The organism is Pseudomonas sp. ok266 (assembly GCF_900110195.1).
Lineage (GTDB): Bacteria > Pseudomonadota > Gammaproteobacteria > Pseudomonadales > Pseudomonadaceae > Aquipseudomonas > Aquipseudomonas neuropathica.
Genome location: NZ_FOCU01000011.1, coordinates 241572 through 262524 on the forward strand (window position 1 = coordinate 241572; position 20953 = coordinate 262524).

Here is a 20953-nt window from a genome sequence, read left to right on the forward strand (position 1 = left end):
AACCCCTGTGGGAGCCAGCCTGCTGGCGATAGCAGCACCTCGGTTTACCTGAAAAACCGCAGCGCCTGCATCGCGAGCAGGCTCACTCCTACATTTAGATCCCCTCAGGGCCCGCCCCGCTCGCCCTCGGCCCCATGCCCCGCTATACTCGTCGGCTTTTCCTGAATTAATGCCAATAGGGTCCCGCCGCGCATGGATAAGACCTACCAGCCGCACGCCATTGAAACTTCCTGGTACAACACCTGGGAGTCCGAGAACTACTTCGCCCCGCAAGGCGCGGGCGACTCCTACACCATCATGATCCCGCCGCCGAACGTCACCGGCAGCCTGCACATGGGTCACGGTTTCAACAACGCGATCATGGACGCCCTGATCCGTTTCCGCCGCATGCAGGGTCGCAATACCCTGTGGCAGCCGGGCACCGACCACGCCGGCATCGCTACGCAAATGCTGGTGGAGCGTCAACTGGAAGCCACCGGCCAGAATCGTCACGATCTGGGCCGCGAGAAATTCCTCGAGAAGGTCTGGGAGTGGAAGGATCAATCCGGCGGCAACATCAGCCGTCAGATCCGCCGCCTCGGCTCGTCCGTCGACTGGAGCCGCGAGCGCTTCACCATGGACGACGGTCTCTCGGAAGCGGTCAAAGAAGCCTTCGTGCGCCTGCACGAAGACGGCCTGATCTACCGCGGCAAGCGTCTGGTCAACTGGGACACCAAACTGCACACGGCGATTTCCGACCTCGAAGTGGAAAACCACGACGAGAAAGGCTTCCTGTGGAACCTCAAGTACCCGCTGGCCGATGGCGCGAAAACCGCTGATGGCAACGATTTCCTGATCGTCGCGACCACCCGTCCGGAAACCATGCTCGGCGACTCCGCCGTTGCGGTGAACCCGAACGATGAGCGCTACCAGGCTCTGATCGGCAAGTTTGTCGAGCTGCCACTGGTTGGCCGCCGCATCCCGATCATCGCCGACGATTACTGCGATCCTGAATTCGGCACCGGTTGCGTGAAAATCACCCCGGCCCACGATTTCAACGACTACGAAGTCGGCAAGCGCCACAACCTGCCGCTGCTGAACATCTTCGACAAGAATGCCAACGTGCTGCCGGCAGCCCAGGTGTTCAACCTCGACGGCACGCTCAACGACAGCATCGACGGCGCGATTCCAGCTGAGTACGCCGGTCTTGAGCGTTTTGAAGCGCGTAAGCAAATCGTTGCTGCGTTCGACGCCGCCGGCCTGCTGGTCAGCGTCAACGACCACGGCCTGAAAGTACCGAAAGGCGACCGCTCCGGCACCATCATCGAGCCGTGGCTGACCGACCAGTGGTACGTATCGACCAAGCCTTTGGCCGAGCCTGCGATTGCCGCTGTTGAAGACGGCCGTATCCAGTTCGTGCCGAAACAATACGAAAACATGTACTTCTCGTGGATGCGCGACATTCAGGATTGGTGCATCAGCCGTCAGCTGTGGTGGGGCCACCGGATTCCGGCCTGGTACGACGAGTCGGGCAAAGTCTACGTCGGTCGCGACGAAGCCGAAGTGCGTGCCAAGCACAACCTCGGCCCGGACGTGGCGCTGCAACAGGACAACGACGTACTCGACACCTGGTTCAGTTCCGGCCTGTGGACGTTCTCCACCCTCGGCTGGCCTGAGCAGACCGAGTTTCTGAAGAAATTCCACTCCACCGACGTACTGGTGACGGGCTTCGACATCATTTTCTTCTGGGTTGCCCGGATGATCATGCTGACCATGCACCTGATCAAAAACGAGGACGGCACCCCGCAAGTGCCGTTCAAGACCGTTTACGTGCACGGCCTGGTGCGCGATGGCCAGGGCCAGAAGATGTCCAAGTCCAAGGGCAACGTCCTTGACCCGCTGGACATCATCGACGGTATCGAGCTGGAAGAACTGGTGCAGAAGCGCACCTCCGGCCTGATGCAGCCGAAACTGGCGAAGAAGATCGAGAAGCAGACCCGCGACGAGTTCGCCGACGGCATCGCCAGCTACGGCACCGACGCCCTGCGCTTCACCTTCTGCTCGCTGGCCTCGACCGGTCGCGACATCAAGTTCGACATGGGCCGCGTTGAAGGCTATCGCAACTTCTGCAACAAGATCTGGAACGCCGCGCGCTATGTTCTGGACAAGGGCGAAGACTGCGGCCAGAACGGCGAAGCCTACGAGCTGTCGCTGGCGGATCGCTGGATCATCTCGCAGCTGCAACGCACCGAAGCCGAAGTGACCCGTCAACTCGATCAGTTCCGGTTCGACCTCGCCGCGCAAGCGCTGTACGAATTCATCTGGAACCAGTACTGCGACTGGTACCTGGAACTGTCCAAGCCCGTGCTGTGGGACGAGAACGCGCCGGTTGAGCGTCAGCGCGGCACTCGCCGTACGCTGGTTCGCGTACTGGAAGTGGCGCTGCGTCTTGCGCATCCGTTCATGCCATTCATCACTGAAGAAATCTGGCAGCGCATCGCGCCGCTGGCCGGTATTCAGGGCAAGACGATCATGCTGCAAGCGTGGCCAGTGGCCAATGAAGAGCGCATCGATCCGGCTGCCGAAGACGACATCGAATGGCTCAAGGAACTGATGCTCGGCACGCGTAACATCCGTGGCGAAATGAACATCGGCCCTGGCAAGCCATTGCCGATCTACCTGAAGAACGTCAGCGCTGAAGACCAGCGCCGTCTGACCGAGAACGAAGCGCTGCTGAAGAAGCTGGCACGTCTGGAATCGATCACTGTTCTGAAGGCTGGCGAAGAAGCACCGCTGTCCGCCACCGCACTGGTTGGCGAGATGGAAGTGCTGGTACCAATGGCCGGCCTGATCGACAAGGGCGCTGAACTGGCGCGTCTGGACAAGGAAATCCTGCGTTTGCAGGGCGAAGTCCAGCGCGTCGGTGGCAAATTGTCCAACGCCGGTTTCGTCGACAAGGCCCCGGCCGAAGTCATCGAGAAGGAACGCGCCAAACTGGCCGAGGCTGAACAAGCCTTGGGCAAACTGGCCGAGCAACATGCGCGGATTGCCAGTCTGTAACTGGTAAATCGCATTAAAAAGGCGCGCCACCCGATCGGGTGACGCGCCTTTTTTATTGCCTACTTTCCTTCATCCACTGCCAATCCCTGTGGGAGCGAGCTTGCTCGCGAAGAGGCCGTGTCAGGCGAAAGTGATGTTGACTGAGAGGACGCTTTCGCGAGCAAGCTCGCTCCCACAGAGATCGGTGGTGTTGCTGATATTGAGTTCGCAGCGGCTGGATGTGGGACAATACCCGCCACTTTCAGCCATACCCGAATCGACCACGCCCATGAACGCCCCCCGCACACCCAAACCTGCGCGCAAGAAGCCTGACACCGCGACCCCGGCCAAGACCGTCGAGCCGCGTGAAAAGGCCAGCCTGCACCCGCGCAATCGCCACCAGGGTCGTTACGACTTCCCGGCGCTGATCAAAACCACTCCGGAACTGGCGAAGTTCGTGATCACCAACCCGTACGGCAAGGAAAGCATCGACTTCGCCAGCCCCGATGCGGTGCGCGTGTTCAACCGGGCGCTGCTCAAGTCGTTCTATGGCATCCAGCATTGGGACATCCCGGCAGACTACCTCTGCCCGCCAGTTCCAGGCCGTGCCGATTACGTGCACTTCCTCGCCGATTTGCTGGCGAGCATGAACGACGGCAAGGTCCCGCGCGGCGCGATCGTCAACGTGCTGGACATCGGCATGGGCGCCAACTGCGTGTATCCGCTGATCGGTAACAGCGAATACCGCTGGCACTTCCTCGGCTCGGAGATTGATCCGACTGCTGTGGCGGCCGCCAGAGCCATCGTTCAGTCCAACGACCTGAACAAAGTCATCCAGCTGCGCCAGCAGGAAAACCGCAAGCACATCCTGATCGGTCTGCTGGAGCCGGGCGAGCGCTTTGACCTGACCATGTGCAACCCGCCGTTCCACGCCTCAATGGACGAAGCGACCAAGGGCAGCGAGCGCAAATGGCGCGCATTGGGCAAGGCTGACCCGAAACGCAAACTGCCGGTGCTGAACTTCGGCGGTCAGTCGGCGGAGTTGTGGTGTGAAGGTGGCGAGGCGCGTTTCGTGACGCAACTGATCGCCGAGAGCGCCAACTTCCAGCATAAGGTGCTGTGGTTCAGTACGCTGGTGTCGAAAGCTTCGAACTTGCCGGCCATCGAAACCGCACTGAAAAAAGCCGGCGTGCTGGAAAGCCAGGTCGTCGAGATGTCTCAGGGCCAGAAGCAGAGCCGCTTTGTGGCCTGGACCTTCCAGACCAAGTCCGAGCAGCAGATCTGGCGCCGCGAGCGCTGGGTTCGCTAAACACCGCATCGCCGGACACAAATCAATTGTGGGAGCGAGCTTGCTCGCGAATGGGGAGCATCAGTCAATTCAACTCTGACTGACACACTGCCTTCGCGAGCAAGCTCGCTCCCACATGGGATCTAAGTGCTTGCCAAATCGCAGGCACAAAAAAACCGTGCCCGGATCACTCCGGTGCACGGTTTTTTATCGCTGCGTCTTACTTGTTCACAGCGTCGGTCAGGCCTTTGGCCACAACCAGCTTGATCACTTTCTTAGCAGGGATTTCGATGGCAGCGCCAGTCGAAGGGTTACGGCCAGTGCGGGCAGGACGCTCGGTCACTTTCAGCTTGCCGATACCTGGCAAGGTGATTTCGCCGCCGTTTTCCAGCTGATCGGCAACGATTTGGCCCAGTTGGTCCAGAGCGTTACGCGCGGTGGTTTTCGGCGCGTCGATAGCTTCAGCGATGTCGGCGATCAGTTGGTCTTTAGTAAGAGCCATGTAGTGTTCCTTCCCTATCAAATTCATATGGATTGCAGAGTGCAGTGTCAGCCATCGAGCCCGATCTTCTGGATCTGGCACCCTCGGCGATAACCACGACGAGTCGGGTTATAGATACCGAAATCAGGGTTTGGTTCGACCTGACAAATGCTGATTGCACGCTTAACGCAGTGACTTCGCGTAAGACCGGGCAAAACTAGCACAGAGACGGGGAAATATCCGCCTCTAGCTACCCATTTGGTCAGCTTTATTGCGCTAAATCGGTAAAAAACTGCATATGCGTCAGTGCGCGCCCCGGTTTTGCCCTACAACCCGCGCCAAAACCAGTGGTTGCGGTACACTTAGCGCTTTTTCGGGGGAGCCTGCCCTCCTCCCTTCCTACAGCCGAGAAGCCCATGCCGATCCGTCATTGCATCGTCCACCTGATCGACAAAAAACCCGACGGCACGCCCGCAGTTCTGCACGCCCGTGACACGGAACTGGCCGAGTCTGCAGCCATCGAGAACATGCTCGCCGACCTCAACGAGAGCTATAACGCCAAACAGGGCAAAGCCTGGGGCCTGTTCCATCCGGAGTCCGGCGCGTTCCCGTTCAGCGGCTGGCTGAAGGAATACATGGAAGGCAGCAAGGACTTCACCGCGTTCAGCAAAGTCGGGGTCGAGCACCTGCAGAAGCTGATGGAAGAGTCGAACCTGTCGGTCGGCGGTCACGTATTGTTCGCCCACTATCAGCAAGGCATGACCGATTACCTGGCCATCGCCCTGCTGCACCACAGCGAAGGCGTGGCGGTGACCGATGAGCTGGACGTGACCCCGTCGCGTCACCTCGACCTCGGCCAGTTACACCTGGCGGCGCGGATCAACGTTTCCGAGTGGCAGAACAACAAGCAGTCCAAGCAATACATCTCGTTCATTAAAGGCAAGAACGGCAAAAAGGTCTCCGAGTACTTCCGCGACTTCATCGGTTGCCAGGAAGGCGTCGACGGCCCGGGCGAGACCCGCACGCTGCTCAAGGCTTTCAGTGACTTCGTCGAAAGCGAAGACCTGCCGGAAGACTCCGCCCGCGAGAAGACCAAGACCCTGGTCGATTACGCCAGCAGTCAGGCCAAACTCGGCGAACCGATGGGTCTGGAAGAGCTGTCGGAGCTGATCGACGAAGAGCGCCCGAAAGCCTTCTATGATCACATCCGCAACAAGGATTACGGCTTGTCGCCGGAGATCCCGGCGGACAAACGCACCCTGAATCAATTCCGCCGCTTTACCGGCCGCGCCGAAGGCCTGTCGATCAGCTTTGAAGCACACCTGCTGGGTTCGAAGATCGAATACGACGAAGAGGCTGGCACCCTGGTGATCAAGGGCCTGCCAACGTCGCTCACCGATCAGTTGAAGCGCCGCAACTGATGCTCGGCAATGTGCTGAAGAAGGTTGCACTGGTTCTGCTGGTGGTGGTCGTCTATCAGAACTGGGGCAAGATCGAGCGGCTGTTCAACCCGTCGCAGATGGTCTCGGAGCAGACACGGGCGCAGGCCAATGTCGTGCTCTACGCCACTGACTGGTGCGGCTACTGCAAGCAGACCAAACGCTTTCTCGACAGCAAAGGGATTGCGTTCAAGGAGTTCGATATCGAGAAGGATGCCGAGGCGCGCAAGGCGTATGAGGCATTGGGTGGACGCGGGATTCCGTTGATCGACGTGAATGGCACGTTGATTCGCGGTTTTGACCCGGACGAAATCCTCGCCGCCCTGAAATAACCTGTAGGAGTGAGCCTGCTCGCGATAGCGGTGTGTCAGTCGATAAATCCGCCATTGACACACCGCTATCGCGAGCAGGCTCACTCCTACAAAGTTTTGCATCAGACTTGAGAGATCAGCGGGCTTCGATGCGGAAGCCGAATCGCGGGAAGTGCACATGCACCACGCCGCCACGCTCGTCTTCGCGACGAATGATCAGCTCTTCACTGCCGGCAAACAGCAACTCACCCACCACCGGATCAACCCCGTAATCCGTCGCCGAGACTGCCACCTGCTGGCCAGCCTTGAAGCCGTTCGGATCAACAAACTGCTCATCCGGCAATGCCGCCGGCGTCGCATTGCGTGCAACCTCAAGCGCCTCCTCGGAGGTCATCGCACTCGCCGCGCCATGACCAAAGCCCAGCACTCGACTCAGCCACGCCGAAACCGCCGGATACTCATCCACCAGCGGCGCCGTCACATGCGTCGCCTTGAGGAACCACATGGGATGCGCCAACGCAAAGTCGGCAATCGACGGTTCGCCGAACAGGAAGTCGCCTTGCTCGCGCTGCAACTGCTGCTCCAGCCGCACCATGATCGTCGGCCATTGATGCTTGGCCTGTTCGGCGGACAGACGTGTGGCACTGCCGCCCGAGAACAAACCGGCGCGGTCGGCAATAAACGCTTTGATCGCTTCCGGCGGCAACTTGGCAAAACGCACGGCCACAGATTCCGGCTGAAACACCAGACTCACCGCATGCTGGAACACTACCGAGTCAGCCCAAGTGGCGAAACTGGCGGTGGTGAACTCCTGACCTTCGGGGAAGAACGCTGGCAAAGCCTTCTCTTGCTCGAGACGACGAGCGATCAACGAAGTGTCGCAGTAGATGTCAGCGCCAATCTGCAACACCGGTGTCTTGCGATAGCCGCCAGTGAGCGCGGTCAGATCCGGTTTAGGCATCACCGGCGAAATATGCACCGAGCGCCACGACAAGCCTTTGAACCCCAGCAGCAGACGGGCCTTCTCGGCAAATGGAGAGGTCGGGTAATGGTGGAGAATCAACTCGGACATGCTCGGCTCCGCCGCTCAGATAGTGAGCCCGCAGCTTAGCGTGCATTTGCTTAGCAGCCTACAGATCTGCCTGATGGGAACTGATCAGTCAGATTGATAAGACGAGACCAGACATTCCTTGGCGCTCTTTCTGAGTTTTTTGATCAAACGTTCCTGGCGCAGCGCATCGCTCTTGTCGCGGCACAGTTCGGTATAAACCAGCGCCATCGCCGGGCTGGAGAGGAAGAACCGTGCGCCTTTGCCACTTTGATGCTTGGCGAAACGACGCACCGGATCGTCACTGATCCCGCAGTACAACGAGCCATTGGCGGCGCGCACGAGGTAGACGAACCAGGACTTGCTCACGGGTTCGGCAACTTCGACAGATTTTTCGCTAAGGCTGGTCACTTCGGGATCTGAACGTGTAGGAAAACAGGCGGCGATCTTATCAGCGACCGGCCTGGAATGCCTTCAGTCCCTTCAACGCCTGGGCGCGCACGGCGTTGCGCACCAGTGGTGTCCAGCCCAGCAGCAGGCCTTTGAAACCGAGGGCCTGACGCGACCAGCGCCATAGATCGAAGTGATCGTGGTGCTCGCAGATCTTGCCGTCACGGAAGACGAAGCGGGCCTGGATATCGTTGATGACGATGTTGCCGGTCTGGCTGAACAGGTAGGTCGCGACCCAATGTGCGCCACCGCTGCGCTCATCGGCGCGGACGTTGTCGAAGGTCAGCGAGAAATCCTTGGCCCGAGTGGTGAGCATGCGCCACATGTCGCCGGCGTCGCGCCCGCGCAGTTCGCCGAAGGCCGGATCACTGAACACGACGTCGTCGGTGTAGCAGGCGGCCATGGCTTCGGCATCGAGGCGCTGGAAGGCCTGGTAGAAGCGGGTGATCAACGCGGCGTGGGCTTCGCTCATGGGCAAACTCCAAAATAGGTACAGAGTGCCAGCACGATAATCTGCAATGCGCAGAAACACTATCGGCATTCGTAAACCGAATACCACGCAAGATCTTCAAGGCGCCCCAAAAACTGTGGGAGCGAGCTTGCTCGCGAAGAGGCCGGCACATTCAACATGATCTTTGCCTGAACCACCGTCTTCGCGAGCAAGCTCGCTCCCACATTGGATATCACTGGCCCCAAAAAAGGGTTATGCGTCAGATTTTTTCGCTTTGCACTTGCACGTACAACGCACGCCCGGCGCCGAGGCCGGCGATGATCGCACCGGTGCCAATGATGCCGAAGATCCAGCCCACGGCATTCCAGCCGCCGGTCCAGTCATGCACCACGCCGACCGCGAACGGCCCCATCGACGCCAACGTGTAACCGAAACCCTGAGACATGCTCGACAGATTCGCCGCAACATGCGAATCACGCGAACGCAGCACAATCAACGTCAGCGCCAGACTGAACGTACCGCCCTGCCCCAGCCCCAACAGAATCGCCCAGCCCCACAGGCCTTCGATCGGCGCGTACAGGCAACCGAACAGCCCGCCAAGAGTCAGCGCCATGACCACGACGATCGCCAGACGCTGATCCTTGCCGCGCGTCGCCAGCCACGGCGCAGCCAACGAACTGGCGAGCTGGATGATCACCGAACCGGACAACACCAGACCGGCCTGGGTCGGCGTCAGGCCGCGACCAATCAGGATCGACGGCAACCAGCCGAACACGATGTAGGCCAGCGACGATTGCAGGCCCATGTACAAAGTCACCTGCCAGGCCAGCGGATCACGCAGCAGCCCGCGCACACGATAAGCGACATTGTGCGCGCCATGTTTCTGCCCGACTTGCGGCAGCCAGAACACCGCTGCAACCAGCGCCGGAATCACCCAGAAACCCAGGCCCATCGCCCAACTGTGACCGAAATGTTCACTCAGCGGCACGCTGGAACCCGCCGCCATCGCCGCGCCCAGACACAGCGCCATGGTGTACACGCCGGTCATGGTGCCCGCATGTTTGGCGAAGTCGCGCTTGACGATGCCCGGCAGCAAAACTCCGATGATGCCGATACTCGCGCCGCCCAATACGCTGCCAGCGAACAGGCCGATCTCGCCGAAGTTGCTGCGCAAGATAATCCCGCCGGCCAGTGTCAGTAGAATTCCCAACACCACCCGTTCAGCGCCAAAACGCCGCGCCAGAATCGGTGCCAGTGGGGCGAACAATCCCAGGCACAGCACTGGCAGTGTGGTCAGCAAACCGGCCTGAGCCGCCGACAAACCGAGGCTTTTCGACACATCACTGAGCAGCGGCGCCATGCTCGACAGCGCCGGACGCAAATTCAGCGCGACCAGAATCAAGCCGAGCAGCAACAACCACGGCCGGCGCACCAGCGGATGGCTTTGTTGCACTTGCTCGTCGTCAGCCTCGGCATCGATCAGCAGCTCTTCGAGTTCTGCCGTGCGTTTGGGGGTTGTGGATAGCTCACTGCGGGACATGGATTTCTCGGTTTCAAGGTTCATTGATCAACTGCCTCGACAAAGCTTTGGCCCGTTCCGGGTCGCGTTGCTCGACCGCATCGAGTAACTCGATATGCAAGTCGAACACTTCCTGACGGCGCGGGATGATATTCAGGGTCTGGCGCAATTGCGCGCCGACGATGCTGGAGAAATAGCGATAAAGCTCGCTGAGGGTCGGATTGTGCGCGGCGTCGACCAGACGACGGTGGAACACCAGATCGCAGGCGATGTAGGTGTCGAGATCGCCGTGGTAGTGGCTGCCGCTGGTGCCGAGCGCTTCACGCAATGCGACGAGGTCCTCGTCGGTACGGCGCAACGCCGCCAGGCCGATGGCCTCGACTTCGAGGATGTGCCGGGTTTCCCGCGCCTGATCGAGCGAGCAGCGCGACAAGGCCTTGAGCGTGTCGAGCGGATCGACCACGGCGCGCAGGTAACTGCCATCGCCCTGGCGAATCTCGATCAGTCCGGAAAACGCCAGCACGCGCATGGCTTCGCGCACGGTGTTGCGGCTGATACCCAGCTCGACGCACAGCTCGGGTTCGGTCGGCAAACGCTCGCCAACCTGCCAGGCACCGCTGTTGATGCGCTGACGAAGCTGATCCAGAGCCTGATCGACCAGGGATCGCTTAACGAGTGGAGAAATGTCTGACATAGGATTTTCCCTTTCATCCAATCATAGGATGAATTTTCTGACATGTTAGTCAGACCCGTGTAGGACGGCAACCACCTAGGGTCAATCGGAGACACATGGAGCGGGATTTTCGATTGGTCAAAATTACCCTTTAAGGGTAATTTCTGGGACAGGGTTTTGGTTTCTTATGGAAAAGAACACACCCCATTATGAGCTGGCGGTGATCAAGGCTGAGGTGAGGCGGTTAGGTCGAAAAGCTTTCACCAAAGCTTCGGTTAAATCAGCTGAGAAACTCGGCTTCAACCTCAGCGAAATGCTAAAGATCGTTTTCGAGCTACAAACCAGGATGTTGTACAAATCGATGACGACTTATGACGATCATCGAATCTGGCAAGACGTGTATCACATCAATTCACGAGATCAGGAGATTTACATCAAGGTGACCTATCGCCCCGGCGGCAGCCCACCGGTAATCTCCTTCAAGGAGAAAAACCCATGAAAACCCAGCAATGTGTCAGCTGCGGTGCACGTGAGGGAATGAGGCATTTCCAGGGTCGCGGAGAAACCCTGAGTGTCAAAGGCATGGAGCGCCGTGTAGACGATCTATCTGGTTGGGAGTGCCAGAAGTGCGGTGAAGTGGAATGGGATTTCGACACCGATAGTGCTGAGCGTTATTGTGATGCCGGTGATGAGTTGGTTCTCGCTGGCAGACAAATGATCGGCGCCGAGATGAAACGAATTCGACGCAAATTGCACCTGACGCAGAAAGAGACAGTGCAACTGCTCTCTGGTGGCGGGCATAACGCATTCTCTCGCTACGAACGGGGCGAGTTACTTCCCCCAAAAGCATTGGTGCTGCTGATGCGCTTATTGGATCGTCATCCCTACATGCTCGTCGATATCCAGACCTTGGCTGAAGGCGCAGACCTGCGAGGTTTCACGCACACAGTGCACAAGGAACACGAAACCCTTACCGTTTCCTGACCCACAAAAAAACAAACCCGGCACAAGGCCGGGTTTGTTTTACTCACAAACCATCAATGCAAAATCTGACTCAAGAACAACTTAGTCCGCTCATTCTGCGGATTATCGAAGAAGTCATTCGGCGCCGCTTGCTCAACGATTTCACCTTTATCCATGAAGATCACACGGTTGGCCACGGTGCGGGCAAAGCCCATTTCGTGAGTCACGCAGAGCATGGTCATGCCGTCTTCAGCCAGGCCGATCATGGTGTCGAGTACTTCCTTCACCATCTCCGGATCGAGCGCTGAAGTCGGTTCGTCGAACAGCATGATTTTCGGTTTCATGCACAGCGCGCGGGCGATCGCCACACGTTGTTGCTGACCACCGGACAGTTGCCCCGGGAATTTGTGCGCCTGCTCCGGAATGCGTACGCGCTCCAGGTAATGCATGGCGATTTCCTCGGCCTTGCGCTTGGGCATCTTGCGTACCCACATCGGCGCCAGGGTGCAGTTCTGCAAAATGGTCAGGTGCGGGAACAGGTTGAAGTGCTGGAACACCATGCCGACTTCACGGCGGATCGCTTCGATCTGCTTGAGGTCGTTGGTCAGCTCCACGCCGTCGACGACGATGCGGCCCTGCTGATGTTCTTCCAGACGATTGAGGCAACGAATCGTCGTCGATTTACCGGAACCCGACGGCCCGCACAGGACGATACGCTCGCCTTGTTTGACGTTGAGGTTGATGTCTTTGAGCACGTGGAACTGGCCGTACCACTTGTTGACGCCCTGCATCTGAATAATGCCTTCAGGACCTACAGGCTTTTTGATTGCTTCACTCATTTACAGAACTCCTAACGCTTGTGGCCAGTGTCGAGCTTGCGTTCCAGATGCATGGAATAGCGCGACATACCAAAACAGAAAATCCAGAACACCAGGGCGGCGAACACGTAGCCTTCGGTGGCCATGCCCAGCCATTTCGGATCGGCAGCGGCTTGTTTGACGCTGTTGAGCAGGTCAAACAGGCCGATGATGATCACCAGGCTGGTGTCCTTGAACAGCGCAATGAAGGTGTTGACGATGCCCGGGATCACCAGCTTCAGGGCTTGCGGCAGGATCACCAGGCCCATCGAACGCCAGTAACCGAGGCCCATCGCCGCGGCCGCTTCGTACTGACCTTTAGGGATCGCTTGCAGACCGCCACGCACCACTTCGGCCACATAGGCCGACTGGAACAGGATCACGCCGATCAGTGCCCGCAGCAGTTTGTCGAAGTTCATGCCTTCAGGCAGGAACAGCGGCAGCATCACCGAGGACATGAACAGCACAGTGATCAACGGCACGCCGCGCCAGAACTCGATGAAGGTCACGCAGACCACACGAATCGCCGGCATGTTCGAACGACGGCCCAGCGCCAGCACAATCCCCAGCGGCAACGCACCGGCGATACCGACAGTGGCGATAACCAGGGTCAGCATCAGGCCGCCCCACTGGCTGGTCGCCACATTGCTCAGACCAAAACCGCCGTGCAGCAAGGTGAAGGCAATGATCGGATAAAGCACCAGAAAGCTCAGCCCGTAGATCGCTTTACGCGGCACACGCGAGATGAACAATGGCGCCGCGCCGATCACCGCCAGCCACACGGTCAGGTCGACGCGCCAGCGCAGCTCCGTCGGGTAGTAGCCGTACATGAACTGGCCAAAACGCTGCTGAATGAACACCCAGCAGGCGCCCTCCTTGGTGCAGTCGGCGCGAGTGGTGCCGACCCAGTTGGCATCGACAATCGCCCAACTGAGGATCGGTGGCACCACCAGGTAGATCAGGTAGAACGCAAACAGGGTCAGCAGGGTGTTGAGCCAGCTGGAGAACATGTTCGCGCGCATCCACGCCACCACACCGATGCTGCTGTTCGGTGGGGGCATGTCGGGTTTGAAAGTATGAGTACTCATGCGCTTTTCCTTACCGCTCGATCAGCGCAATGCGCTTGTTGTACCAGTTCATCAGCAGGGAAATGCTGATACTGATCGCCAGGTACACGCTCATCGTGATGGCAATCACTTCGATGGCTTGACCGGTCTGGTTGAGCACGGTGCCGGCGAACAGCGACACCATTTCCGGGTAACCGATACCGGCCGCCAGCGAGGAGTTCTTCGCCAGATTGAGGTATTGGCTGGTCAGGGGCGGAATGATCACGCGCAGGGCTTGCGGAATGATCACCTTGCGCAGGGTCGGGCCGTTACGCAGGCCGAGCGAGCGCGCCGCTTCGGTCTGGCCATGGCTGACCGACTTGATCCCGGAACGCACGATCTCAGCGATGAACGCCGCGGTGTACACGGTCAGGGCCAGGGTCAAGGCGAGCAGTTCCGGGATCAGCACCCAGCCGCCGACAAAGTTGAAGCCTTGCAGCTTCGGCATTTCCCAATGCAACGGGGCACCGAAGATCAATGCGCACAAGGTCGGGATCACCAGCAGAATCGCCAGACCGACCCAGAACTTGTGGAACGGCACGCCGGTTTCTTCAAAGCGCTTGTTGGCCCAGCGGCACATCAGCACGATGCCGACGATGGCCACCACGATGCTGATCACGAACGCCCAGAAACCATCAGCGGCCAACGCGGCCGGCATGTTCAGGCCACGGCTGCTGACGAAGAAGGTGTCACCGAAGTTATGGCTGTTGCGCGGTCCCGGCATGGTCAGGAATACCGCGAAGTACCAGAACAGGATTTGCAGCAGCGGCGGAATGTTGCGGAACACTTCCACATACACGGTCGCCAGTTTGCTGATGATCCAGTTCTGCGACAGCCGTGCCACACCGATGATGAAACCGAGGATCGTCGCTAGAACCACGCCGATCACGGTCACCAACAGGGTGTTGAGCAGACCGATAACAAAGACGCGGGCATAGCTGTCCGCTTCGGTGTAGTCGATCAGGTGTTGAGCGATGCCGAATCCGGCACTGCGCTCCAGAAAGCCGAAACCGGAAGTAATGCCCCGGTGCTGAAGGTTGGTTTGCGTGTTGTCGAACAAGTACCAGCCCAGCGAGACCACCGCCACAACGGTGATGATCTGGAATAGCCACGCACGCACTCGTGGATCGCTGAGGCTGAGCCTCTGCTTTGGTGCGCCGATTGAATTTTGCATGAAGTGCCCCGGAAGAAATGGAACAAGAACATCACCCGGCGGTTGGCCCGCCGGGCGATAGAACCATTAGCGCACTGGTGGTGCGTACTGAATGCCGCCGTTGTTCCACAGGGCGTTCAAGCCGCGGTCGATTTCCAGCGGAGTGCTCTTGCCGAGGTTTTTCTCGAAGATTTCGCCGTAGTTGCCGACTTGTTTGACGATCTGCACAACCCAGTCTTTCGGCAGTTTCAGGTCTTTGCCGTACTCGCCGTCAGCGCCGAGCATACGGGCAACGTCCGGGTTCTTGGTCGACTTGGCTTCGGCTTCGACGTTCTTCGAAGTGATGCCGGCTTCTTCGGTGTTGAGCAGCGCGTAGCCAACCCAGCGCACAATGGCCAACCACTCGTCGTCACCATTACGTACGACCGGGCCCAGCGGTTCTTTGGAAATGGTTTCCGGCAGAACCACGTAGTCCTTCGGCGAGGCCAGCTTGGAGCGCTGGGCGAACAGTTGGGACTTGTCGGAGGTCAGCACGTCGCAACGACCGGATTCCAGCGACTTGGCGCTTTCATCGGAGGTGTCGAAGGTGATCGGGGTGTATTTCAGACCGTTGCCACGGAAGTAGTCGGAAACGTTCAGCTCGGTGGTGGTACCGGCCTGGATGCAGATGGTTGCACCGTCCAGCTCTTTGGCACTTTTCACGCCCAGCTTGTTGTTCACCAGGAAACCGATGCCGTCGTAGTAGGTAATGAAGCCCGGGAATTTCAGGCCCATGCCCGCGTCACGCGAACTGGTCATGGTGGTGTTGCGCGACAGGATGTCGATCTCGCCCGATTGCAGCGCGGTGAAGCGCTCTTTGGCGTTCAACTGACTGAATTTGACCTTGGTCGCGTCGCCGAATACGGCAGCGGCCACAGCGCGGCAGACGTCAGCGTCGATCCCGAGGATCTTGCCGGTTGCGTCCGGTACCGAGAAGCCCGGCAGACCGTCGCTCACGCCACACTGCACGAAACCTTTCTTCTGCACGGCATCCAGGGTTGCACCCGCCTGAGCGAACCCGCTGACGCCGAGAACTGTTGCTGCAGTCACGATCGCCAGAGTGGATTTCAACATCTTCATTCAAACCTCCAGTTTTGCTCTTGTTGTGTCGGAGCTTGAGTCCAGTCGCACCCTTTTGAGGCGTTGTTGACCCGTGTTGGCTTTTTTTGGGGTCAACCGACGTAAGACCTTCGCTATGAGTCTAGTAGGAGAAAATCCACATCATGGACAACTCACTTCTCACCAATCGGCCGAACGGGCTGTAGCCCTTTCACATTCGCTAAGCCCGTAGCGGCCATTGGCGAACATCCATCACCGGATTCTTTGCAATCCCGTCGCGGGTCGTACACTGATAGTGTTACCGCCCACGCAAGATCGGTTGCACGGTTCAAGCCATAGCAAAGCCCGTACCACACCGCTCGCCGAATCGATTCGGCGACAGGTCAATAGCAAAACTTGTAACCTTGCGACATCTTCTTAACGGATCAACCGGACGCGCACTCGAACCACGCACTTAATGAGAGCGCCCGCACATTTTTGGAGCAGACATGACCGAGCCCTTGATTCTTCAGCCTGTTAAGCCCGCAGACGCCTGCGTGATCTGGCTGCACGGCCTCGGCGCCGACCGTTACGACTTCCTGCCGGTGGCCGAGGCATTGCAGGAAAGCCTGCTGAGCACGCGCTTCGTGTTGCCACAGGCGCCAACTCGTCCAGTGACGATAAATGGCGGATATGCCATGCCAAGCTGGTACGACATCAAAGCCATGAGCCCGGCGCGCGCGATCGATCGTGATGAGCTGGAAGCGTCGGCGGATCGCATCATTGAATTGATCGAAAACGAGCGCGCCAGCGGAATAGACGCCTCGCGAATTTTTCTCGCCGGGTTTTCCCAGGGTGGCGCGGTGGTGTTGCACACTGCATTTGTGAAATGGCAGGGGCCATTGGGCGGCGTGCTGGCGTTGTCGACATATGCGCCGACCTTCAGTGATGAGATGGAGCTGTCAGCCAGTCAGCAGCGGATCCCCGCGATATGCCTGCACGGCCAGTTCGATGGCGTGGTGCAAAACTCGATGGGGCGCAGTGCTTATGAGCATTTGGTGAAGCATGGTGTCACCGTGACATGGCAGGAATACCCAATGGAGCACGAAGTGTTACCCGAGGAAATTCGCGACATCGGTACCTGGTTGAGCGAACGTTTGCGCTAAGCGTCGAGATTAAAACCGCCCTTTGATCCCTCCCACTACGCCGCGCCCGTTTCTTGCATTACACTGGCCGGCGTACATTCCTTAACCAATTGATGAGATGACCGTGCTCAAAGCACTCAAGAAGATGTTCGGTAAAAGCGAGGCTGAGCAGCTCGCGCCAGTTCCCAGTGCGCCGTCGCACGCCCCCGGTCATCGCAACGATGCGCCACAGGCCGAGCGCCCCGCTCACGTAGCGGCACCGAAGGCAGAACCACAACCTGCACCGGCCGCGCCAATCGCCGCCGAACCTGCCCGCAGCGAAGCGCCGAAACCGGCCAGACCGCGCCGCGAACCGAAGCCCAAGGCACCGGTTATTCCGTGGAAACTCGAGGATTTCGTCGTCGAGCCACAGGAAGGCAAAACCCGCTTCCACGACTTCAAGCTGTCTCCAGAACTGATGCACGCCATCCAGGATCTGGGTTTTCCGTACTGCACGCCGATTCAGGCGCAGGTGCTGGGTTACACCCTCGCCGGCAAAGACGCCATTGGCCGTGCGCAGACCGGCACCGGTAAAACCGCCGCGTTCCTGATCTCGATCATCACCCAACTGCTGCAGACCCCGCCGCCGAAAGAACGCTACATGGGCGAACCCCGTGCGCTGATCATCGCGCCGACCCGTGAGCTGGTGGTACAAATCGCCAAGGACGCCGCTGACCTGACCAAGTACACCGGCCTCAACGTCATGACGTTTGTTGGCGGCATGGACTTCGACAAGCAGCTCAAGCACCTCGAAGCGCGTCACTGCGACATCCTCGTCGCCACACCCGGCCGTCTGCTCGACTTCAACCAGCGTGGCGACGTGCACCTGGACATGGTCGAAGTGATGGTGCTGGACGAGGCCGACCGCATGCTCGACATGGGTTTCATCCCGCAGGTACGTCAGATCATTCGCCAGACGCCACCGAAGTCCGAACGCCAGACCTTGCTGTTCTCCGCGACCTTCACCGAAGACGTGATGAACCTCGCCAAGCAGTGGACCACTGACCCTGCGATCGTCGAAATCGAAATCACCAACGTTGCCAACGAAAACGTCGAGCAGCACATCTATGCGGTGGCCGGTGCCGACAAGTACAAACTGCTCTACAACCTGGTCAACGATAACGGCTGGGAACGCGTGATCGTGTTTGCCAACCGCAAGGACGAAGTGCGCCGCATCGAAGAACGCCTGGTGCGCGATGGCATCAACGCCGCGCAACTGTCCGGCGATGTGCCGCAGCACAAACGCATCAAGACCCTGGAAGGTTTCCGCGAAGGCAAGATTCGCGTACTGGTCGCCACTGATGTGGCCGGTCGCGGCATCCACATCGACGGCATCAGCCACGTGATCAACTTCACCCTGCCGGAAGTCCCGGACGACTACGTGCACCGCATCGGTCGTACCGGTCGTGCCGGCGCCGACGGTGTGTCGATCAGCTTCGCCGGTGAGGACGACTCCTACCAGTTGCCGTCCATCGAAGAGAAGCTCGGTCGCAAGATCAGCTGTGAAACGCCGCCGACGCATCTGTTGCGCGCGGTTGAGCGCAAGCGTCCGCAGTAAACGACGTTTAAAAGAAAAGCGCAGCCGGCAACGGACTGCGCTTTTTTTTCGCCCGGTGTTTCATCAGGTGCTTGCGAGAGAAAACTAAAAGTCCATAATAGACAAATAAGTTTATTTTTCGTTTTCGGAGCCTGATATGTCCAGTACGCCCTACGTGATCGACCAGCATCAGGCCCGTGAGCTGCTGGCGCGCATTGATGTGCCGCAAATCCTGCGCAAGCTGTTCCGTGATCTTGCGGCGGGTAACGCCGTGCAACCGGCGCAGCAACTGGTGGAATTTCCGCAAGGTGCCGGCGACTTCATCAATTATCTGGGCGTGCTGGCCGAAGACGGCGTGTACGGCGTGAAGACCTCGCCGTATATCGTTCGCGAGCAAGGTGCGCTGGTGACGGCATGGACCTTGTTGATGTCGATGAAAACCGGTCAGCCACTGCTGCTCTGCGATGCCGCTGAACTGACCACCGCGCGCACCGCCGCGACCACGGCTGTGGCGGTCGACACCCTCGCTCCGACAAACGCCACGCGACTGGCAATCATCGGGAGTGGCAAGGTTGCGCAGGCGCATCTGCACTATGTGAAAGGTCTACGCGACTGGCAGAGCATCAGCCTGTATTCGCCAAGCCTGTCCGCCGACGCTCAAACCAAGGCACTGTTGAAAGCCATCACTCCCAACCTGAGGATCGTTGACAGCCGTGAAGCCGCCCTCGTCGAGGCCGACGTGATCATGCTGTGCACCTCGTCCGCCGGCCCGGTGATCGATCCGGCCGCGCTGAGCACACCAGCCCTGATCACCTCGATTAGCACCAACGCCCCGCGTGCCCATGAAGTGCCGCCGCAGAGCCTCAACGACATGCAGGTGTTCTGCGACTATCGTCTGACCACGCCGGGCTCGGCAGGTGAGATGCTGATTGCCAGTGAACAGCATGGCTGGAGCAAGGATTCGATTGTCGGCGACCTCGCCGACTTGCTCAGCGAGAAAGTGCAGCGCCCCGATTACGATCGTCACGTGTTCTTCCGCTCAATTGGCCTCGGCCTGGAAGACATCGCCCTGGCCAATGCGGTTTATCTCCTCCATCACCAGAATTAAGCCTGATGCAATCCATGTGGGAGCGAGCTTGCTCGCGAATGCGGTCTGACATTCACCGAATGTGTTGACTGATAGATCGCTTTCGCGAGCAAGCTCGCTCCCACAGGGATTGCGTGTATTTTAATATTTCGAGCATCAGGAGACCTACATGAGCCAGGCAGATTTCATCATCATCGGCGGCGGGATTGCCGGCGCATCCACCGGTTTCTGGCTGTCGCCGCACGGCAAAGTGATCGTGCTCGAACGTGAATCCCACCCGGCCTATCACTCCACCGGGCGCTCCGCCGCGCTGTTTACCGCCGCGTACGGCACACCGCAAGTACGCGCGCTGACCCAGGCCAGCCGGGCGTTTTTTGACCACCCGCCAGCCGGTTTCTGCGAACACCCACTGCTCACCCCACGCGGTGAAATGACCGTGGATTTCACCGGTGATGCCGCCGAACTCAACAACCAATATCTCAGCGCCAAAGCCACCGTGCCGGAGATGCAACTGCTCAGCGCCGACGAAGCCTGCGCGCGACTGCCGATCCTGCGCCGGGAAAAAGTCCATGGCGCGATCTATGACCCGAGCGCCAGCGACATCGACACTGACGCCTTGCATCAGGGCTACCTGCGCGGGATTCGCCGCAACAATGGCGAATTGCACACCGATTGCGAAGTGCTAGGCCTCAGTCGCGATGCCGAGGGCCGCTGGAGTGTTCAGACCAACGGCCAGACGTTCAGCGCGCCAGTGATCATCAACGCCGCCGGCGCCTGGGCCGACAAGATCGGCACACTGGCCGGCGCCCAACCGCTGGGCCTACAACCGAAGCGCCGCGCCGCGTTCATTTTCGCCGGGCCGGAAGGCGTCGACATTCATCACTGGCCGATGCTGGTCAGCCTCGACGAATCCTTCTATATGAAGCCCGACGCCGGCATGTTTCTCGGCTCGCCCGCCAACGCCGACCCGGTCGAGCCTCACGATGTGCAGCCGGAAGAACTGGACATCGCCATGGGCATCTACCAGATCGAAGAGGCCACCACGCTGACCATCCGCCGTCCGACGCGTACGTGGGCCGGCCTGCGCAGCTTCGTCGCCGACGGTGATTTGCTCAGCGGTTTCGATCAACAGGTGCCGGGGCTGTTCTGGGTGGCGGCACAGGGTGGTTACGGCATTCAGACTTCCCCGGCGATGGGCCAGGCCAGCGCGGCGTTGGTACGCGGCGAGCCGTTGCCCGAGCACTTGCAGCAGTTCGGGCTGGACAGCACCATGCTCGCCCCTGCCCGTCTCGCCTGATTGTCCCTGCGGAT

20 protein-coding genes are annotated in these 20953 nt (G+C 59.3%); 10 read left to right on the forward strand and 10 right to left on the reverse strand.

The features are described 5' to 3' along the window. Positions 1-192 precede the first annotated feature (192 nt). Positions 193-3039 (forward strand): valine--tRNA ligase, encoded by a 2847-nt coding sequence (locus tag BMY54_RS21485; protein ID WP_093436932.1) that lies wholly within the window; start codon positions 193-195, stop codon positions 3037-3039. 268 nt (positions 3040-3307) lie between these two features. Next, the gene (rlmF, locus tag BMY54_RS21495; protein ID WP_093436942.1) at positions 3308-4327 is read left to right on the forward strand and encodes a 23S rRNA (adenine(1618)-N(6))-methyltransferase RlmF; all 1020 of its coding nucleotides are present in this window, start codon (positions 3308-3310) and stop codon (positions 4325-4327) included. A gap of 199 nt (positions 4328-4526) precedes the next feature. Here the strand turns inward: rlmF and BMY54_RS21500 are convergent, their stop codons facing one another. Beyond that, positions 4527-4808 carry an HU family DNA-binding protein gene (locus BMY54_RS21500; protein ID WP_003221909.1) on the reverse strand — a complete coding sequence of 94 codons (282 nt, stop codon included), beginning with the start codon at positions 4806-4808 and terminating at the stop codon, positions 4527-4529. A gap of 395 nt (positions 4809-5203) precedes the next feature. Here BMY54_RS21500 and yejK point away from each other — a divergent pair, with 395 nt between their 5' ends. Continuing rightward, the gene (gene yejK, locus BMY54_RS21505; RefSeq protein WP_093436946.1) at positions 5204-6208 is read left to right on the forward strand and encodes a nucleoid-associated protein YejK; all 1005 of its coding nucleotides are present in this window, start codon (positions 5204-5206) and stop codon (positions 6206-6208) included. Then, positions 6208-6558, forward strand: coding sequence for a glutaredoxin family protein (locus tag BMY54_RS21510; RefSeq protein ID WP_093436950.1), 351 nt, complete (start codon positions 6208-6210; stop codon positions 6556-6558). The genes yejK and BMY54_RS21510 overlap by 1 nt, the downstream gene beginning before the upstream one ends. A 115-nt stretch (positions 6559-6673) precedes the next feature. On the opposite strand, the gene BMY54_RS21515 is transcribed toward BMY54_RS21510, so the two are convergent. The 5 genes from BMY54_RS21515 to BMY54_RS21535 all read right to left on the reverse strand — a co-directional run bounded on the left by BMY54_RS21515 (position 6674) and on the right by BMY54_RS21535 (position 10699). Then, the gene (locus BMY54_RS21515; RefSeq protein WP_093436954.1) at positions 6674-7609 is read right to left on the reverse strand and encodes a glutathione S-transferase family protein; all 936 of its coding nucleotides are present in this window, start codon (positions 7607-7609) and stop codon (positions 6674-6676) included. Positions 7610-7693: 84 nt separating this feature from the next. After that, a complete protein-coding gene (locus tag BMY54_RS21520) occupies positions 7694-7996 on the reverse strand; it encodes a GIY-YIG nuclease family protein (protein ID WP_093436959.1) in 303 nt (100 codons plus the stop codon). A 40-nt stretch (positions 7997-8036) separates the two neighbouring features. Then, a complete protein-coding gene (locus tag BMY54_RS21525) occupies positions 8037-8507 on the reverse strand; it encodes a nuclear transport factor 2 family protein (RefSeq protein ID WP_077571232.1) in 471 nt (156 codons plus the stop codon). 238 nt (positions 8508-8745) lie between these two features. Further along, entirely contained in the window at positions 8746-10050 is a 1305-nt protein-coding gene (locus BMY54_RS21530; RefSeq protein ID WP_093436962.1) for a CynX/NimT family MFS transporter, read from the reverse strand. Next, on the reverse strand, positions 10040-10699 hold the full coding sequence (locus BMY54_RS21535) for a FadR/GntR family transcriptional regulator (RefSeq protein WP_093436967.1): 660 nt from the start codon (positions 10697-10699) through the stop codon (positions 10040-10042). The genes BMY54_RS21530 and BMY54_RS21535 overlap by 11 nt, the downstream gene beginning before the upstream one ends. 166 nt (positions 10700-10865) lie before the next feature. Here BMY54_RS21535 and BMY54_RS21540 point away from each other — a divergent pair, with 166 nt between their 5' ends. After that, the gene (locus tag BMY54_RS21540; protein ID WP_093436972.1) at positions 10866-11177 is read left to right on the forward strand and encodes a type II toxin-antitoxin system MqsR family toxin; all 312 of its coding nucleotides are present in this window, start codon (positions 10866-10868) and stop codon (positions 11175-11177) included. Further along, positions 11174-11662, forward strand: coding sequence for a type II toxin-antitoxin system MqsA family antitoxin (locus BMY54_RS21545; RefSeq protein WP_034154577.1), 489 nt, complete (start codon positions 11174-11176; stop codon positions 11660-11662). Before BMY54_RS21540 ends, BMY54_RS21545 begins: the two co-directional genes overlap by 4 nt. Before the next feature lie 53 nt (positions 11663-11715). Here the strand turns inward: BMY54_RS21545 and BMY54_RS21550 are convergent, their stop codons facing one another. From BMY54_RS21550 to BMY54_RS21565, 4 genes are all read right to left on the reverse strand, one after another. Further along, on the reverse strand, positions 11716-12480 hold the full coding sequence (locus BMY54_RS21550; protein ID WP_008080191.1) for an amino acid ABC transporter ATP-binding protein: 765 nt from the start codon (positions 12478-12480) through the stop codon (positions 11716-11718). A gap of 11 nt (positions 12481-12491) precedes the next feature. After that, positions 12492-13586, reverse strand: coding sequence for an amino acid ABC transporter permease (locus BMY54_RS21555; protein ID WP_093436977.1), 1095 nt, complete (start codon positions 13584-13586; stop codon positions 12492-12494). 10 nt (positions 13587-13596) lie between these two features. Further along, positions 13597-14778 (reverse strand): amino acid ABC transporter permease, encoded by a 1182-nt coding sequence (locus BMY54_RS21560; protein ID WP_093436981.1) that lies wholly within the window; start codon positions 14776-14778, stop codon positions 13597-13599. Between the two features lie 66 nt (positions 14779-14844). Further along, entirely contained in the window at positions 14845-15876 is a 1032-nt protein-coding gene (locus BMY54_RS21565) for an amino acid ABC transporter substrate-binding protein (protein ID WP_007914328.1), read from the reverse strand. A 467-nt stretch (positions 15877-16343) separates the two neighbouring features. Between BMY54_RS21565 and BMY54_RS21570 the strand changes: the two genes are divergently transcribed. From BMY54_RS21570 to BMY54_RS21585, 4 genes are all read left to right on the forward strand, one after another. Continuing rightward, entirely contained in the window at positions 16344-17000 is a 657-nt protein-coding gene (locus BMY54_RS21570) for an alpha/beta hydrolase (RefSeq protein ID WP_093436986.1), read from the forward strand. A gap of 97 nt (positions 17001-17097) precedes the next feature. Further along, complete coding sequence (gene rhlB / locus BMY54_RS21575) at positions 17098-18576, forward strand: ATP-dependent RNA helicase RhlB (RefSeq protein WP_093436990.1); 1479 nt, start codon at positions 17098-17100, stop codon at positions 18574-18576. A gap of 136 nt (positions 18577-18712) precedes the next feature. Beyond that, the gene (locus BMY54_RS21580; protein WP_093436995.1) at positions 18713-19663 is read left to right on the forward strand and encodes an ornithine cyclodeaminase family protein; all 951 of its coding nucleotides are present in this window, start codon (positions 18713-18715) and stop codon (positions 19661-19663) included. 148 nt (positions 19664-19811) lie between these two features. Beyond that, entirely contained in the window at positions 19812-20939 is a 1128-nt protein-coding gene (locus BMY54_RS21585) for an NAD(P)/FAD-dependent oxidoreductase (protein ID WP_093436999.1), read from the forward strand. The last annotated feature ends 14 nt before the right edge of the window (positions 20940-20953 follow it).

What these genes read in the sequence shown, in the direction of transcription:
- BMY54_RS21485 (WP_093436932.1), top strand. Translation starts at nt 193, where the DNA reads ATGGATAAGACCTACCAGCCGCACGCCATTGAAACTTCCTGGTACAAC.
- rlmF (WP_093436942.1), top strand. Translation starts at nt 3,308, where the DNA reads ATGAACGCCCCCCGCACACCCAAACCTGCGCGCAAGAAGCCTGACACC.
- BMY54_RS21500 (WP_003221909.1), bottom strand. Translation starts at nt 4,808, where the DNA reads ATGGCTCTTACTAAAGACCAACTGATCGCCGACATCGCTGAAGCTATC.
- yejK (WP_093436946.1), top strand. Translation starts at nt 5,204, where the DNA reads ATGCCGATCCGTCATTGCATCGTCCACCTGATCGACAAAAAACCCGAC.
- BMY54_RS21510 (WP_093436950.1), top strand. Translation starts at nt 6,208, where the DNA reads ATGCTCGGCAATGTGCTGAAGAAGGTTGCACTGGTTCTGCTGGTGGTG.
- BMY54_RS21515 (WP_093436954.1), bottom strand. Translation starts at nt 7,609, where the DNA reads ATGTCCGAGTTGATTCTCCACCATTACCCGACCTCTCCATTTGCCGAG.
- BMY54_RS21525 (WP_077571232.1), bottom strand. Translation starts at nt 8,507, where the DNA reads ATGAGCGAAGCCCACGCCGCGTTGATCACCCGCTTCTACCAGGCCTTC.
- BMY54_RS21530 (WP_093436962.1), bottom strand. Translation starts at nt 10,050, where the DNA reads ATGAACCTTGAAACCGAGAAATCCATGTCCCGCAGTGAGCTATCCACA.
- BMY54_RS21535 (WP_093436967.1), bottom strand. Translation starts at nt 10,699, where the DNA reads ATGTCAGACATTTCTCCACTCGTTAAGCGATCCCTGGTCGATCAGGCT.
- BMY54_RS21540 (WP_093436972.1), top strand. Translation starts at nt 10,866, where the DNA reads ATGGAAAAGAACACACCCCATTATGAGCTGGCGGTGATCAAGGCTGAG.
- BMY54_RS21545 (WP_034154577.1), top strand. Translation starts at nt 11,174, where the DNA reads ATGAAAACCCAGCAATGTGTCAGCTGCGGTGCACGTGAGGGAATGAGG.
- BMY54_RS21550 (WP_008080191.1), bottom strand. Translation starts at nt 12,480, where the DNA reads ATGAGTGAAGCAATCAAAAAGCCTGTAGGTCCTGAAGGCATTATTCAG.
- BMY54_RS21555 (WP_093436977.1), bottom strand. Translation starts at nt 13,586, where the DNA reads ATGAGTACTCATACTTTCAAACCCGACATGCCCCCACCGAACAGCAGC.
- BMY54_RS21560 (WP_093436981.1), bottom strand. Translation starts at nt 14,778, where the DNA reads ATGCAAAATTCAATCGGCGCACCAAAGCAGAGGCTCAGCCTCAGCGAT.
- BMY54_RS21565 (WP_007914328.1), bottom strand. Translation starts at nt 15,876, where the DNA reads ATGAAGATGTTGAAATCCACTCTGGCGATCGTGACTGCAGCAACAGTT.
- BMY54_RS21570 (WP_093436986.1), top strand. Translation starts at nt 16,344, where the DNA reads ATGACCGAGCCCTTGATTCTTCAGCCTGTTAAGCCCGCAGACGCCTGC.
- rhlB (WP_093436990.1), top strand. Translation starts at nt 17,098, where the DNA reads ATGACCGTGCTCAAAGCACTCAAGAAGATGTTCGGTAAAAGCGAGGCT.
- BMY54_RS21580 (WP_093436995.1), top strand. Translation starts at nt 18,713, where the DNA reads ATGTCCAGTACGCCCTACGTGATCGACCAGCATCAGGCCCGTGAGCTG.
- BMY54_RS21585 (WP_093436999.1), top strand. Translation starts at nt 19,812, where the DNA reads ATGAGCCAGGCAGATTTCATCATCATCGGCGGCGGGATTGCCGGCGCA.